Source organism: Curtobacterium sp. Curtsp22, assembly GCF_059492135.1.
On the sequence record NZ_CP168519.1, the window covers coordinates 2,499,205 to 2,512,707 of the forward strand.

The 13,503-nt window shown below is 71.9% G+C and carries 15 protein-coding genes; 11 read left to right on the forward strand and 4 right to left on the reverse strand.

The genetic code is table 11. From position 1 onward, the window contains the following. Window positions 1-24: 24 nt before the first annotated feature. Window positions 25-390, reverse strand: coding sequence for a hypothetical protein (locus ACEN8D_RS12095; protein WP_309777522.1), 366 nt, complete (start codon window positions 388-390; stop codon window positions 25-27). Between the two features lie 191 nt (window positions 391-581). On the opposite strand from ACEN8D_RS12095, the gene ACEN8D_RS12100 reads away from it, so the two are divergent. Further along, entirely contained in the window at window positions 582-2,792 is a 2,211-nt protein-coding gene (locus ACEN8D_RS12100; protein WP_092385460.1) for an NADP-dependent isocitrate dehydrogenase, read from the forward strand. A gap of 84 nt (window positions 2,793-2,876) precedes the next feature. On the opposite strand, the gene ACEN8D_RS12105 is transcribed toward ACEN8D_RS12100, so the two are convergent. After that, entirely contained in the window at window positions 2,877-3,332 is a 456-nt protein-coding gene (locus ACEN8D_RS12105) for a DUF3817 domain-containing protein (RefSeq protein WP_413399718.1), read from the reverse strand. Window positions 3,333-3,421: 89 nt separating this feature from the next. On the opposite strand from ACEN8D_RS12105, the gene ACEN8D_RS12110 reads away from it, so the two are divergent. Continuing rightward, a complete protein-coding gene (locus ACEN8D_RS12110) occupies window positions 3,422-4,198 on the forward strand; it encodes a ThuA domain-containing protein (protein WP_309777520.1) in 777 nt (258 codons plus the stop codon). Next, window positions 4,195-5,325, forward strand: coding sequence for a GAF domain-containing protein (locus ACEN8D_RS12115; RefSeq protein WP_413399719.1), 1,131 nt, complete (start codon window positions 4,195-4,197; stop codon window positions 5,323-5,325). The genes ACEN8D_RS12110 and ACEN8D_RS12115 overlap by 4 nt, the downstream gene beginning before the upstream one ends. Window positions 5,326-5,374: 49 nt before the next feature. Here the strand turns inward: ACEN8D_RS12115 and ACEN8D_RS12120 are convergent, their stop codons facing one another. After that, window positions 5,375-5,800, reverse strand: coding sequence for a hypothetical protein (locus tag ACEN8D_RS12120; protein WP_413399720.1), 426 nt, complete (start codon window positions 5,798-5,800; stop codon window positions 5,375-5,377). Between the two features lie 90 nt (window positions 5,801-5,890). Here ACEN8D_RS12120 and ACEN8D_RS12125 point away from each other — a divergent pair, with 90 nt between their 5' ends. The 8 genes from ACEN8D_RS12125 to ACEN8D_RS12160 all read left to right on the forward strand — a co-directional run bounded on the left by ACEN8D_RS12125 (window position 5,891) and on the right by ACEN8D_RS12160 (window position 12,873). After that, window positions 5,891-6,553 (forward strand): ScbR family autoregulator-binding transcription factor, encoded by a 663-nt coding sequence (locus ACEN8D_RS12125; RefSeq protein WP_413399721.1) that lies wholly within the window; start codon window positions 5,891-5,893, stop codon window positions 6,551-6,553. Between the two features lie 129 nt (window positions 6,554-6,682). Then, on the forward strand, window positions 6,683-7,561 hold the full coding sequence (locus ACEN8D_RS12130; protein WP_413461281.1) for an aminoglycoside phosphotransferase family protein: 879 nt from the start codon (window positions 6,683-6,685) through the stop codon (window positions 7,559-7,561). A gap of 60 nt (window positions 7,562-7,621) precedes the next feature. Further along, window positions 7,622-8,233 (forward strand): DUF6197 family protein, encoded by a 612-nt coding sequence (locus ACEN8D_RS12135; protein ID WP_413399642.1) that lies wholly within the window; start codon window positions 7,622-7,624, stop codon window positions 8,231-8,233. Continuing rightward, on the forward strand, window positions 8,230-8,925 hold the full coding sequence (locus ACEN8D_RS12140) for a DinB family protein (protein ID WP_413399643.1): 696 nt from the start codon (window positions 8,230-8,232) through the stop codon (window positions 8,923-8,925). The genes ACEN8D_RS12135 and ACEN8D_RS12140 overlap by 4 nt, the downstream gene beginning before the upstream one ends. A gap of 208 nt (window positions 8,926-9,133) precedes the next feature. Then, complete coding sequence (locus ACEN8D_RS12145; protein WP_070417568.1) at window positions 9,134-9,781, forward strand: ABC transporter permease; 648 nt, start codon at window positions 9,134-9,136, stop codon at window positions 9,779-9,781. Then, on the forward strand, window positions 9,768-11,036 hold the full coding sequence (locus ACEN8D_RS12150; RefSeq protein ID WP_413399644.1) for an ABC transporter ATP-binding protein: 1,269 nt from the start codon (window positions 9,768-9,770) through the stop codon (window positions 11,034-11,036). Before ACEN8D_RS12145 ends, ACEN8D_RS12150 begins: the two co-directional genes overlap by 14 nt. Next, window positions 11,033-11,794, forward strand: coding sequence for an ABC transporter permease (locus tag ACEN8D_RS12155; RefSeq protein ID WP_309777509.1), 762 nt, complete (start codon window positions 11,033-11,035; stop codon window positions 11,792-11,794). The genes ACEN8D_RS12150 and ACEN8D_RS12155 overlap by 4 nt, the downstream gene beginning before the upstream one ends. After that, window positions 11,791-12,873 (forward strand): glycine betaine ABC transporter substrate-binding protein, encoded by a 1,083-nt coding sequence (locus tag ACEN8D_RS12160; RefSeq protein ID WP_413461280.1) that lies wholly within the window; start codon window positions 11,791-11,793, stop codon window positions 12,871-12,873. Before ACEN8D_RS12155 ends, ACEN8D_RS12160 begins: the two co-directional genes overlap by 4 nt. Here ACEN8D_RS12160 and ACEN8D_RS12165 read toward each other — a convergent pair. Next, the gene (locus ACEN8D_RS12165) at window positions 12,860-13,489 is read right to left on the reverse strand and encodes a TetR/AcrR family transcriptional regulator (RefSeq protein WP_413399466.1); all 630 of its coding nucleotides are present in this window, start codon (window positions 13,487-13,489) and stop codon (window positions 12,860-12,862) included. The genes ACEN8D_RS12160 and ACEN8D_RS12165 overlap by 14 nt on opposite strands. Window positions 13,490-13,503: the final 14 nt, after the last annotated feature.

Here is a 13,503-nt window from a genome sequence, read left to right on the forward strand (position 1 = left end):
ACAGCGTGGCACCGTTCCGGGCGATCAGTCCCGGTCCGGCTCCGCGCTGTGGACAGCCGAGGCGTTGACCGCGTGGTGTGGAGGAAGGACGTGGGCGACGACCGCGACACTGCCGGCGGCCAGGACGAGCGCGAGCGTGCCCGCGGTCACGGCGGTCCCGATCCGCCGCAACCGCGAGCCCGACCCACGGTCCCGCGGCGCGAAGCGGGCGAGCCCACGACGCGGCGTCGGACCGACCAACCACGGCCCGGAGCCGTCCTCGTCGTACGAGAACGGCCCGGACCCGTCCGGCGCGTACCGGTACGGCCCGCTGCCGTCCACGGCGTACGCCGAACGGAGGTCCTCCGCGGACCACCCGAAGTCCTCCGGTGTCTGCCGTGTCGTCGACATGCGCGCCTCCTGCGGTCGTGTGGTGCGGAAGACCACTCCACGCGACGTTCCTATGAGTCGACAGTGCGCCTCCAGGAAGCCATCCGAGCATCTGCTCCACGCAGGCGGCACCATGTATCTTGATGTCGAGACATCCCGTTGCGCGAGTAGCGTGGACGTACCGACGGTCGAACAAGGGAGTACCCGCCAGCATGGCCAAGATCATCTACACCCTCACGGACGAGGCGCCGTTCCTCGCCACCCACTCCTTCCTCCCGGTCATCCAGGCCTTCGCCGGCACCGCAGGTGTCGACGTCGAGACCCGCGACATCTCGCTCTCGGGCCGGATCATCGCCCAGTTCCCGGAGCGGCTCACCGCCGAGCAGCGCCTGGACGACGCCCTCGCCGAGCTCGGGGACCTCGCGAAGACCCCCGAGGCGAACATCATCAAGCTGCCGAACATCTCGGCGTCGATCCCGCAGCTCAAGGCCGCGATCAAGGAGCTCCAGGCGCAGGGCTACGACCTGCCGGACTACCCCGACGAGCCGACGACCGACGACGAGCGCGACGCCCGCGCCCGCTACGACCGCACCAAGGGCAGCGCCGTGAACCCGGTCCTGCGCGAGGGCAACTCCGACCGCCGCGCACCGCTCTCCGTCAAGAACTACGCCCGCAAGCACCCGCACCGCATGGGCGCCTGGAGCCACGACTCGAAGACGAACGTCGTGACGATGGGCACGGACGACTTCCGCTCGAACGAGCAGTCCTGGATCGCCCCCGCCGACGACGTCCTGACGATCGAGTTCGTCGGTGCCGACGGCGAGACCACGGTCCTCAAGCAGTCGATCCCCGTCCTCGCGGGCGAGGTCGTCGACGGCACGGTGCTGCACGTCCGCGCGCTCGAGGCCTTCCTGCAGGACCAGATCCGCGCGGCGCAGGAGCAGGGCATCCTGTTCTCGGTGCACCTCAAGGCCACGATGATGAAGGTCTCCGACCCGATCATCTTCGGCCACGTCATCCGCGCGTTCTTCCCGAGCGTCTTCGAGCGCTTCGGCGCCGACCTCGCCGCCGCCGGGCTCAACCCGAACGACGGCCTCGGCTCGATCCTCGCCGGGCTCGACGCCGTGCCGAACGGTGCGGAGATCAAGCAGGCGTTCGCGGACGGCATCGACGCGGGCCCCGAGCTCGCGATGGTCGACTCCGACAAGGGCATCACGAACCTGCACGTCCCGAGCGACGTCATCGTGGACGCCTCGATGCCCGCGATGATCCGCACGTCCGGCCACATGTGGGGTCCGGACGGCGAGGAGCACGACACGCTCGCGGTCATCCCGGACTCGAGCTACGCCGGCATCTACCAGGCCACGATCGAGGACTGCCGCGCCAACGGTGCGTTCGACCCGGCGACCATGGGCTCGGTGCCGAACGTCGGCCTGATGGCGCAGAAGGCCGAGGAGTACGGCTCGCACGACAAGACCTTCGAGGTCCCGGCAGCCGGCCGCGTCCGCGTGGTCACGAGCGGCGGCGAGACGGTCATCGAGCACGAAGTCGAGGCCGGCGACATCTGGCGCGCCTGCCAGACCAAGGACGTCGCGATCCGCGACTGGGTGAAGCTCGCCGTGACGCGTGCCCGTGCGACCGGCTCCCCCGCGGTGTTCTGGCTCGACGAGACCCGTGCGCACGACGCGAACCTCATCGGCCTGGTGCGGACGTACCTCGCCGAGCAGGACACCGACGGGCTGCAGATCGAGATCCTCTCCCCCGAGGACGCGATGCGCTTCTCGCTCGAGCGCATCCGCCGCGGCGAGGACACCATCTCCGTCACGGGCAACGTGCTCCGCGACTACCTCACCGACCTGTTCCCGATCATGGAGCTCGGCACCTCGGCGAAGATGCTCTCCGTCGTCCCGCTCCTCGGCGGCGGCGGCCTGTTCGAGACCGGTGCCGGTGGTTCGGCGCCGAAGCACGTGCAGCAGCTCGTGGAGCAGAACTACCTGCGCTGGGACAGCCTCGGTGAGTTCCTCGCCCTCGCGGTCAGCCTCGAGCACCTCGCCGGTGTGACGGGCAACGAGCGGGCGAAGATCCTCGGCGAGACGCTCGACCGTGCGACCGGCACGTTCCTCGACGAGGACAAGTCGCCGGGGCGCAAGCTCGGGTCGATCGACAACCGCGGCAGCCACTTCTACCTGGCGAAGTACTGGGCCCAGGAGCTCGCGGCGCAGACGACCGACGCCCAGCTCGCCTCGGCGTTCGCCGAGATCGCGGCGACGCTCGACGAGCAGGAGTCGACGATCGTCGAGGAGCTGAACAGCGTGCAGGGGCACCCGGCGGACATCGGCGGCTACTACCGTCCGGACGACGCCAAGACGAGCGCCGTGATGCGCCCGTCCGCCACGTTGAACGGGATCCTCGCCGCGCTGTAGACGCGGGACGCACGAACGGGAGGCGCGGTGCCGACTGGCACCGCGCCTCCCGTTCGTCGTGTGGTCGCGACCACCGCTGTCGCGTCAGTTCCGGGACGGGACCGGCGGGCCGGCGGCCAGCAGCGCCACGAACACCAGGGCGACGGCGACGACGCCGACGAGGATCGACACCGCCGGGTGCCGCACCACGAAGAACAGCAGGCGGTCCCAGAACCCGACGCGCCCCTCGGCACCCTGGCGCCACGGGCCCTCGAGCATCCCGCGCCGGGCCACGGCGACCTCGAACGGCACCGTCGCGTACGGCACGACGGCACTCGCCCACCCGAGCACGAGCGCTCCGGCCGGCCACCGCTGGTTCACCGCGACGACGGTCGTCACGACGAGGTACGCCAGGAACACGAACCCGTGCACCCCGCCGCCGATCCGGACGCCCCAGTCGCCGGCACCGAGGCCGTACTTGAGCACCATCCCGGCGATGAGCATGGTCCAGGTCACGAGTTCGGCGACCGCGGCGGCGCGGAACAGGGAGCGGGGAGTCATGCGGACATCGTCGCGGACGCCTCCCGGGAAACCCCCGACACTCCGGTGGTCGTATCGATTCGACGACCAGGCGGACTAGCGTGGGAGCCATGTCGACGCCGACCGAATCCCGTCCCCTGAACATCGTCGTCTGGAACGAGAACGTGCACGAGAGCCGGGGTGACGAGACCGTCGTCGGGCACTACCCCGACGGCATGCACACCGTGATCGCCGCCGCGCTCCGCGAGCACCACTCCGACGCGACCGTGAGCACGGCCACCCTGCAGGAGCCCGACCACGGCATCACCGCCGAGCGACTGGCCACCACCGACGTCCTGTTCTGGTGGGGCCACGCCGCCCACGACGAGGTCAGCGACGCCGTCGTCGACCTCGTGGTCGATGCCGTGCACGCGGGCATGGGCCTCGTGGTGCTGCACTCCGGGCACTACTCGAAGCCGTTCAAGCGCCTGATGGGCACGACCTGTTCCCTGAAGTGGCGCAACGACGGGGAGCGCGAGCTCGTCTGGACCGTGGCACCCGAGCACCCGATCGCCGCGGGCGTCCCGCACCCGATCGTCATCGACCGCCAGGAGATGTACGGCGAGTACTTCGACATCCCGCGCCCCGACGAAGAGGTGTTCCTGTCGACGTTCGCCGGCGGCGAGGTCTTCCGCTCGGGCGTCGCGTACCGCCGGGGCCTCGGGAAGGTCTTCTACTTCTCCCCCGGTGACCAGGAGTACCCGGTGTACCACCACCCGGACGTCCAGCGGGTGCTGTCGAACGCGGCCGCGTGGGCGGCGCCGGTGTCCGAGCGACGCGAACTGACCGCCGACCCCCACCCGCGGGACTGGTTCCTGGGCGAGGGTGCGGGTAGACAGGACGGGTGACCCACCTCGACGCCGCAGCGCACCGGTCGGCCGTGGTCGAGGCGCTCGGCGTCCTCGGCAGCGGCCCCGAGGAGCGCTTCGACCGCATCACCCGCATGACGCAGGAGGCCTTCGGGGTCCCGCTGACCTTCCTCAACCTCGTCCACGACGGACTCGTCACGTCCCAGTCGACCTTCGGGTGGCAACAGGGCTCCAGCGTGCCGGCGAGCGAGCAGTTCTGTGCGACGACCGTCCTGAGCCCCGAGCCGATGGTCATCCCGGACACCACGCTCGATCCCCGGTTCGCCCACACCCCCGCGGTGGCTGAGCACGGCATCCGGTTCTACGCGGGCGCACCGCTGTCGATGCTCGACGGCACGCGCGTCGGCACGCTCTGCATCATGGACGCGACGCCGCGCTCGCTGACGGCCGAGGACATCGACCTGCTCCGCGACCTCGCGCGCTGGGCGGAGCGGGAGCTCGGGCACACGATCGAGCGCGACCGGGTCCGGCGGGTCGTGGAGGGCCTCGTCCCCGGACCCGTCGAGGTCCCCGGGTACTCGCTGGAGGTGCTGACGCTCCCCCGCGAGGACTCCGGTGACGTCGCGGACTGGCGAGTCGCCGCCGACGGCCGCCTGCACTGCACCGTCGGAGCCGTCCCGGCGGCCGGTCGCGCCTCGGCACTGCTGGCAGCAGCGGTCCGGGCAGCCGTGATCGCGCGGACCGACGTTGACATGGAGACCGCGATCGTCGGCCTGGAGGCGCAGGTCGCCGCCGACCTGTCGGCTGCGGAGACCGTCGGGTCGCTGTTCCACCTGCGGCTCGACCCCGCGACGGGTCACGTCGTGCACCGGGACGCCGGGCACGGCCTCGCGGCGGTCGTGCGCGCGGACGGCGGTGCCGCGGTGCTCCGGTCGCACGACCTGCCGATCGGCCTGCAACCGGACGGGACGCCGCGGACCCCCGGTGCGCTCGAACTCGCGTCGGGAGACCGCGTCGTGCTGTGCACCGACGGACTGCTGGCCGCGGTCGGGGACCTCGACACGCTGATCGGATGGGTGCGAGGCGCCGACGACACCGCGAGCCTGGTCGACCGGGTCCGGGGCGTCGCCACGGCCGGCACGCTCCTCGTCCTCACGCGCGACTGAGCACGACGGGCCGCCAGCGCCCGCGACCGACCGCCCGCGCCCGCGGTCGTCAGCGCTGCGCGGGCTTCGCGGTCAGGGACACGACCAGCAGCGTCGCGAGCATCCCGAACCCGGCGAGCTCGATCCCGAGGCCGGCGAGCTGCCAGTAGGCGCTCCCCACGACCTGCGGCTGCGTGATCGACTCCGGCCACCAGCCGTCGATGAGCGGGAACGACCCCGGGAACGGATCGAGGCCGAACACGACGAGCCCGCCGAGCAGGAGCACCACCCCGAGCGCCGCCATCGCGCCGCGCGACCGTCGGAGCATCCGGGCGACGAGTGCCGCGGCGATGCCGGCCAGCCCGACCACGGCGATCGCGAACGCCAGCACGACGACGGTCTGCGGCGCCAGCGCGACCCAGTCGAGCACGGCGATCGGCAGCAGCAGCCACCGACCCGTCCGTGCCCAGCGCACCGGGTTCCGCCATCCGTCCATGCCGGGAACCGTACGACAGCCCGCCGGGGAGGTTCCCGGACGTCACCCGGACACCGCCTGGGACGGCCGCATCGGTACGCTTGCAGGATCATGGCGCAGGACGGTGGCACGCGGCAGCAGCGGGCGGTCGCCACCCGTGCCGCGATCCTCGACGCGGCGGCGGGCGAGTTCGACGACCGCGGGTACCTCGGCACCTCGATGGACGCCGTCGCCGAGCGGGCCGGCCTCACCAAGGGTGCGCTGTACTTCCACTTCACGTCGAAGGCCGACCTCGCCGGCGCGGTGATCGCCCGGCAGCACGAGGTCTCCCGGCGGTACGGCGAGGCGGCGGCCGCCCGCGGGACGACCCCGCTCGAGGTGCTCATGTGGATGTCCCAGGGCCTCGCGTCGCAGATGATCCACGAGACCGTCGTGAGCGCCGGCATCCGTCTGTCCACCGAGGCCGCGACGGCGGACGTGGCCCGGCAGGACCCGTACGCCGACTGGATCGCCGTGGTGACCGACCTCGTCCGACAGGGCATCGACGCCGGCGAGGTCGACCCCGCGTGGGACCCGGAACTCGTCGGCCGCGTCGTCATCCCCGCGTACACGGGCGTGCAGACCGTCTCGGACGTCCTCGCCGACCGGTCGGACCTGTACCTCCGGCTCCGTGAGCTCTGGACGGTCCTGCTCGCGGCCATCGTCTCCGACCGGGTGCGCCCCGAGATCCCCCGGCTCGTCGCGCTGATCGCCCCGCTGCCCGACGACGCCTGACCCGACCGCCACGCGACGCGGGTCCCCCCATGGACACCCACGTCGCTGGTCCCTCGAGGCTACCGAGCGCCCGCCCCGCCCGGCTCTCCCCAGTTCACGGGTGTGCGCGCCCCCGGCTACCCTGACCCGATGGCCACCCCCGCCGCCGAGGTCGACGTCGACGTCCCGCTCGTCGCCGCCCTGCTCCGCGACCAGCACCCGGACCTCGCGGACCTCCCGCTCGCGATCGTGGCGAGCGGCTGGGACAACGTCGTGGTCCGGCTCGGCGAGCTGCTCGCCGTGCGGCTCCCCCGCCGGGCGGCCGCTGCGGCGCTCATCGAGCACGAGCAGCGGTGGTTGCCGGAGATCGCGCACCGGGTGGCGGCGATCGTGCCCGTCCCCGATCCGGTCCGCACCGGACGCCCGGCCCTCGGGTACCCATGGTCGTGGAGCGTCGTCCGCTGGCTGCCCGGTACCCCGGCGGGTGAACGCGCCGGTGGCGTGCGGGTGGCCGAGGCGCTCGCCGCGTTCGTCGAGCTGCTGCACGTCCCCGCGCCGCCGGACGCCCCCGTGAACCCCGTCCGTGCGGTGCCGCTCGCCACGCGCAGCGACAGCGTCCTGACGCGACTCGCGACGGCGGACGTGCCCCGGGCCCGTGAACTCGCGGCAGTCTGGCGGACCGCGGCGGCGCTGCCCGCGTACGCCGGGCCTCCCGTCTGGGTGCACGGCGACCTGCACCCCTTCAACGTGCTCTTCGAGACGGCACCGGACGGCGGGACCCGCCTGGCGGCGGTCGTCGACTTCGGCGACGTGACCGCGGGCGACCCGGCCGTCGACCTCGCCACCGCGTGGCTCACGCTCGACCGGGAGGCGCGGCGCACCTTCCGCGCGCGCGTCGCGGCCGACGACGACACCTGGGAGCGGGCGCGTGCCTGGGCCGTCTCGATCGGTTCGGCACTCCACCTGTCCGACGACCGCGCGTTCCGCGCCGTCGCAGGCCGGGTGATCGGAGAAGTGCTGGACGACTGAGTCCGCGCGGGGCTATCGTGACCGCACCAATCCGTGCACGTGAAGATCGGAGGGGCCGTCATGACCCTCGAGTTCCGCGTCCAGCACGACGTCGCCACCGACGCCTCTCCCGTCCCGTCCACCCCGACCCGCACCGGCTTCCGCGGGCTCCTCGACCGGTTCTCCGCACGCCGTTCCGCTGCGCGCGACCGTCGCGTCGAGGCCCGGTCGCAGGAGCTGGACGACCTCGCCCGGCTGCTCTCCGGGGCGCGCGGCGTCATCGAACGGGGGTGGATCCAGCACGCGTGGTTCGCGTACGTCGACGAGCACGGTCGGATGCGGAAGGCCTCCAGTGCCGCGGCGATGGACGTGCAGGGCCGCCCCCTCGTCGCCGCGTGCCTGGTCGGCTCCGTGGTCTCCGCTGCCGGTGGCCCGCACGCCGTGCACTCGCAGCAGGTGCAGCGCGCCCTCGACCTGGTGTGGCACGCCCTCGCCGTCGACGAGGGACAGCCGGTCCTCTGGTGCCCGGCGCCGGACGTCCGGATGGGACGGGTCCGCGACCTCACCAGCTGGAACGACGCCCCGGCGCGGAACTCCGGCGAGGTCGCCGGGCTCCTGCTCACCGCCGAACGGGTCGCCGTGCAGGAGTCGGAGCGCGTCCGCGAGCGTTCGGTGGCACGATCGAGGGCATGACGAGCGCCGACCCGGTCCCCGAGGTCCACCCCGCACCGGCAGCACCGACCATCGCCTCGAGCGGCGGCTCGATGCTGTCGGACGAGGGGTCGACGACCGGCATCGACGCCGAGGTCCTCAAGCGGACGCTGCACCGGTACCTGCAGAAGCACCGCGCGGCACTGGTCGCCAAGCTCGACGGGCTCGCCGAACGGCAGGCGCGGTGGCCGGTCACGCCGACCGGGACGAACGTGCTCGGACTCGTGAAGCACGTCGCGGGCGTGCAGGCCGTGTACTTCGGCGAGGTCTTCGGACGCCCGCTGCCGGACGCGCCCGCCTGGCTCGAGTCCGAGGACGGCGACGACATGTACGCGACGCTCGACGAGACCCTGGACGACGTCGTCGCGTTCCACCACCGCAGTGCCGCGCACGCGGACGCCACGATCGAGGCGCTCGACCTCGACGCCCGCGGGGTCGTTCCCTGGTGGCCCGAGGACCGCCGGCGGGTGACCCTGCACCGGATCCTGGTGCACATGGGGTACGAGACGGCCCGGCACGCGGGGCACGCCGACATCGTGCGCGAGATGCTCGACGGGCTCGCGGGCGACGGGGACGGCAACCTCGCCGAGAAGACCCCGGACGAGTGGGTCCTCTGGCGCGAGCACCTCGTCGACGTCGCCGAGCGGTCGGGACTCCGCGACCTCGGCGCATAGCCGACGACTGCTCGGGATCGTTACCGTTCTCCCAGGGTCGGGGCGCTGCACCTGTCCTGACCGGGTGTTTCCGGCTTCGCGGATCCGCAGGGAGTCGCTCCGGTGCCCGTCCTCGGTTGTGCGGTGACCCTGCCCCCTGCGTAGGTTCGAACCCACTTGTGCCCCGACCCGTGGGCAGTTCGGCCGACCGGAGGGGAGCGTTCTGCGCGTGTTCCAGTACATCGGGGAGCGGTGGGACCAGATCTGGTTCGCGTCGTGGCAGCACTTCTCACTGGTCGTCCAGTGCACGGTGCTCGCGACGCTCATCGCCGTGGTCCTCGCCACACTCGTCTACCGCAGCGAACGGCTCACCTCCGTCGCGAACGGGGTCTCGGCGATCGGCCTGACGCTCCCGTCCTTCGCGGTCATCGGTCTGCTCATCGTGCCGCTCGGCTTCGGCGTCGTGCCGTCCGTGGTGACGGTCGTCTTCTTCGCGACGCTGCCGATCCTGCGAAACGCCGTCGTCGGCCTCGCCGAGATCCCGCCGACGGTCGTCGAGTCGGCGCGGGGCATCGGCATGAGCCGGTTCCGGACCCTGCTCCAGGTCGAGCTGCCGATGGCGTGGCCGATCATCCTCAGCGGTGTGCGGGTGTCCGCGCAGATGGTGATGGGCATCGCCGCGATCGCTGCCTACGCGCTCGGCCCCGGGCTCGGCGGCTTCATCTTCTCCGGGCTGTCCCGCCTCGGCGGTGCGAACGCCCTCTTCTCCGTGACGGTCGGGGTGGTGGGGGTCGTCCTGCTCGCCCTCGTCCTCGACCTGCTCCTCCTCGGCCTCGGCCGTCTGACCATCTCGAGAGGTATCCGTGTCCAGCACTGACTCCGCCACCACCACCGCTCCCGCCGGCGACGTCACCGGCCGCCGCATCCTGCTCGACGAGGTCACGAAGCGGTACCCCGGTCAGACGAAGCCCGCGGTCGACGGCATCACGCTCGAGATCCCGGCCGGCAAGATCGTCATGCTCGTCGGCCCGTCCGGCTGCGGCAAGACGACCACGCTCAAGATGATCAACCGCCTGATCGAGCCGACCGAGGGACGCATCGTCGTCGGTGAGGACGACGTCACGGGGATCGACGCGGACGAGCTCCGTCGCCGCATGGGCTACGTGATCCAGGCCGGCGGGCTCTTCCCGCACATGACCGTGGCGGCGAACATCGCGATCGTCCCGAAGATGCTCGGGTGGTCGAAGGAGAAGATCGCGGCCCGCGTCGACGAGCTCCTCGACCTCGTCTCGCTCGACCCCGACACCTACCGCGACCGGTTCCCCCGCGAGCTCTCCGGCGGACAGCAGCAGCGCGTCGGCGTCGCCCGGGCGCTCGCCGCGGACCCGCCCGTCCTGCTCATGGACGAGCCGTTCGGCGCGGTCGACCCGATCACCCGCCAGCGCCTGCAGGACGAGCTCCTCCGCATCCAGGAGGAGCTGCACAAGACGATCGTCATCGTGAGCCACGACTTCGACGAGGCCGTGAAGCTGGGCGACTGGATCGTGATCTTCACCGAGGGCGCCCACATCGTGCAGTACGACACCCCGGAGCGGATCCTCGCGGAGCCGGCGAACGAGTTCGTCGAGAACTTCATCGGGTCCGGCGCCGGGCTCAAGCAGCTCACGCTGAACCGGGTCCGCGACGTCGAGCTCGCCCCCGCGGTGACCTGCTCGCCGGGCGAGGAGGCGAAGGCCGTGCTGCAGCGCATGCAGGAGGCCGGTGGCCACGGGCACGCCGTCGTCGTCGACCGCCGACAGCGTCCGATCGGGTGGCCGACGCGTCGTCAGCTCGAGCGACTCGACCGGATCCCGGAGGGCGTCGAGCCCGACCTGCCCGTCGTGGGCGGGGCCGCCACCCTGAACGACGCGCTCGACACCATGCTCGTGTCGAGTGCCGGCGCCGCACTCGTGACCGGCCGCGGCGAGGCGTTCCAGGGCGTCATCACCGTCGAGACGGTCATGGACGCGATCACCCGGTCGCGTGCCGCCGCCGCCCAGGACCAGGCGTACACGCCGGTCGGGACGAACACGAACCCGATCGAGACCATGCCGTCGTCGCCCGTGGTGGCGACCAGCGGGGAGGACCTGTGAGCGCGGTCGCCGCCGGGACGGGGACGGGCAGCCGCACCGGGTGGAAGGGGCTGCTCGTGCAGCCGATCGCCATCCTCGTCGTCCTCGCCGGGTTCGCGGTCTGGCTCGCCACGGCGGACCTCACGCCGACCGAGCGCACCACGCTCAACCCGGCGGACATCCTCGCGCTCACCGGGCAGCACCTCGTGCTGACCCTCGAGTCGACCGTGCTCGTGCTCGTGATCGGCATCCCGCTCGGCGTCCTGCTCACCCGCGGGCCGCTCCGCCGGGCGAGCGTGTACGTGCTCGCCGTCGCCAACTTCGGGCAGGCGGCACCGGCCGTCGGGCTCATCGTGCTGCTCGCCGCGTGGCTCGGCCTGAACTCGTGGTCGGCCGTCGTCGCCCTCGTGCTCTACGCGATCCTGCCGGTGCTCCGGAACACCATGATCGGCATCCAGAGCGTCGACTCGCGGTTGGTCGAGGCCGGGCGGGGCATGGGCATGAGCGCGTTCAGCGTGCTCGTGAAGGTCGAGCTGCCGCTGGCCGTGCCGGTCATGCTCTCCGGCATCCGCACCGCGCTGGTGCTGCTCGTCGGCACCGCGAGCCTGGCGACGTTCGTCGGCGCCGGTGGCCTCGGGCTGCTCATCACCACGGGCGTGAACCTGTTCCTGCCGAAGGTCCTCGTCTCCGGGGCGCTCCTCGTGGCGCTCCTCGCCCTGTCCATCGACTGGATCGGCCGCGTGGTCGAGACGGTCGCACGACCGAAGGGACTCCGATGACCCACGGGACCCACGCCCTGAACGCGACCCACGACGCGCCGCGCGCCGATCTGCGGGGCGCACGCCGCGCCTCCCGTCCGACCGTCCGTCGCCGGGTCGCGACCGCCACCGCCGTGGCGGGCGCGGCCGCCCTCGTGCTGACCGGCTGCGGCCTGCAGCCGGCGACGTCCTTCGTCCCCGCCGCGGACCCCGGTTCGATCCAGCGCATCGACGACCTGCCGGACGGCGCGCACATCACCGTGACCTCGAAGAACTTCACCGAGCAGCTCGTGCTCGGCAAGATCGCCGTGCTCGCCGCGAAGGCCGCCGGGTTCGACGTCACCGACGAGACGAACGTGCCGGGCAGTGTCGCCGTCCGCGAGCTGATGACCTCGCACGGCGCCGACTTCACCTACGAGTACACGGGCACGGCCTGGCTGACCTTCATGGGCCACAGCGAGGGCATCCCGGACAAGACCGAGCAGTGGGAAGCGGTGAAGCAGGAGGACGCCGGCAACGGCCTCACCTGGCTCGAGCCGGCGCCGATGAACAACACGTACGCCTTCGCCGTCCGCGACGAGGCCGTGTCGGAGCTCGGCGACATCAAGACGCTCTCCGACATCACGAAGCTCCCCGTCAGCGATCGCACGTTCTGCGTCGAGTCCGAGTTCAACTCCCGTGCCGACGGCTTCAAGCCGATGCTGAAGAAGTACGGGCTCGAGCTCGGCGGCTCGGGCGACAACGGCATCCCGACGAAGAACGTCAGCATCCTCGACACCGGCACGGTCTACACCGCGACCGATCGTGGCAAGTGCAACTTCGGTGAGGTCTTCACCACCGACGGCCGCATCAAGTCGCTCGGGCTCACCGTGCTCGAGGACGACAAGGGCTTCTTCCCGGCGTACAACGTCGCGCCCGTGCTCGACTCGGCGACGCTCAAGGAGTACCCGCAGCTCGAGGACGTCTACGACCAGATCTCGCCGAAGCTCACGGACGCCGTGCTGCAGGAGCTGAACCGGCAGGTCGACGTCGAGGGTCGGGAGCCCGCCGACGTCGCCTTCGACTGGATGGTCAAGGAGGGCTTCATCACGAAGCCGTGATGCGCGCGGCGGTGTCGCGGATCGTGGCGACCACCCGCGCGCGGACCTCCTCCGGGTCCGACCCCTCGTGGCGCGCCGAGCTCCGCAGCCCGGTCATGCACATGCCGAGCAGCATCTCGGCCGCCTGGGGCGTGGCCGCGTCCGGACCCCAGGCCGGGTCCCGCTCGAGGATCGTCCGGACCGCGCCCGTCATCGCCTCGGCGACCGTGGTCATCCGGGAGACCTGGCGGCGCATGAGCTGCGGGAAGCGCACGATCACCTCCTTCCGGGCGAGCCGCTCGTGCTCGTCACCGAAGGACTGCCCGAACACCAGGAACGCCAGGTCCACCACGGCCTGTGCCGCGGGCTCCCCCGCGACGGCGGCCAGGTGGGCGTCGAGCGTCTCGGGCGCGAGGTCGAGCTCGGTGTGCCCGAGGACCGCGTCCTCCTTGCTCTCGAAGTAGTTGAAGAACGTGCGCGGGGAGACCTCGGCGCGCGCGGCGATCTGCTCGATCGTGGTGCGGTCGATGTCCTGTTCGAGTGCGAGGGAGCGTGCCGCCTCGGCGATGCGGTGCCGGGTCTCGAGGCGTTTGCGGTCGCGGAGGCCCATCTCGGAGGCGGGCGCGGTGTCGGGCATGGCCCGACTGTAAC

What these genes read in the sequence shown, in the direction of transcription:
- ACEN8D_RS12095 (WP_309777522.1), bottom strand. Translation starts at nt 390, where the DNA reads ATGTCGACGACACGGCAGACACCGGAGGACTTCGGGTGGTCCGCGGAG.
- ACEN8D_RS12100 (WP_092385460.1), top strand. Translation starts at nt 582, where the DNA reads ATGGCCAAGATCATCTACACCCTCACGGACGAGGCGCCGTTCCTCGCC.
- ACEN8D_RS12105 (WP_413399718.1), bottom strand. Translation starts at nt 3,332, where the DNA reads ATGACTCCCCGCTCCCTGTTCCGCGCCGCCGCGGTCGCCGAACTCGTG.
- ACEN8D_RS12110 (WP_309777520.1), top strand. Translation starts at nt 3,422, where the DNA reads ATGTCGACGCCGACCGAATCCCGTCCCCTGAACATCGTCGTCTGGAAC.
- ACEN8D_RS12120 (WP_413399720.1), bottom strand. Translation starts at nt 5,800, where the DNA reads ATGGACGGATGGCGGAACCCGGTGCGCTGGGCACGGACGGGTCGGTGG.
- ACEN8D_RS12125 (WP_413399721.1), top strand. Translation starts at nt 5,891, where the DNA reads ATGGCGCAGGACGGTGGCACGCGGCAGCAGCGGGCGGTCGCCACCCGT.
- ACEN8D_RS12130 (WP_413461281.1), top strand. Translation starts at nt 6,683, where the DNA reads ATGGCCACCCCCGCCGCCGAGGTCGACGTCGACGTCCCGCTCGTCGCC.
- ACEN8D_RS12135 (WP_413399642.1), top strand. Translation starts at nt 7,622, where the DNA reads ATGACCCTCGAGTTCCGCGTCCAGCACGACGTCGCCACCGACGCCTCT.
- ACEN8D_RS12140 (WP_413399643.1), top strand. Translation starts at nt 8,230, where the DNA reads ATGACGAGCGCCGACCCGGTCCCCGAGGTCCACCCCGCACCGGCAGCA.
- ACEN8D_RS12160 (WP_413461280.1), top strand. Translation starts at nt 11,791, where the DNA reads ATGACCCACGGGACCCACGCCCTGAACGCGACCCACGACGCGCCGCGC.
- ACEN8D_RS12165 (WP_413399466.1), bottom strand. Translation starts at nt 13,489, where the DNA reads ATGCCCGACACCGCGCCCGCCTCCGAGATGGGCCTCCGCGACCGCAAA.